Origin of the sequence: Leifsonia sp. SIMBA_070, assembly GCF_046534635.1 — a bacterium.
GTDB lineage: Bacteria > Actinomycetota > Actinomycetes > Actinomycetales > Microbacteriaceae > Leifsonia.
The window spans coordinates 1-251 of sequence record NZ_JAWRYK010000652.1 but is presented as its reverse complement, the minus strand read 5'-3'; the positions used below and the strand labels follow the sequence as shown (position 1 = coordinate 251).

Genomic DNA, 251 nt, shown 5'->3' with positions numbered 1-251 from the left:
CCCGTCCTTGTTTAGCAGTTCAACGCTCTCTGTAATGGCCGCCAGATAACCCTCACGGTAGCCGGCAGCGGTGGGGTGCAGGGCAAAGGACGCGTCCAGGGGGAGGATCCAGGAATCGCTGGATCCAATGCCGTGGCCGGAAAACACCTCAGTGACATCCACAAACGTGCCGTCGCCAACCTGCTGCGCGAGCAGGGCGTTGAGATCATCGGTGCCGGCATTGAACAGGTTCTGAGCTTCAACGCTCAAGG

General features: G+C 60.2%; 1 pseudogene. It reads right to left on the bottom strand.

The annotated features are described in order from the left end of the window. A pseudogene (locus tag SB754_RS21850) lies at positions 1-251 on the bottom strand (SGNH/GDSL hydrolase family protein); the annotation flags it as partial.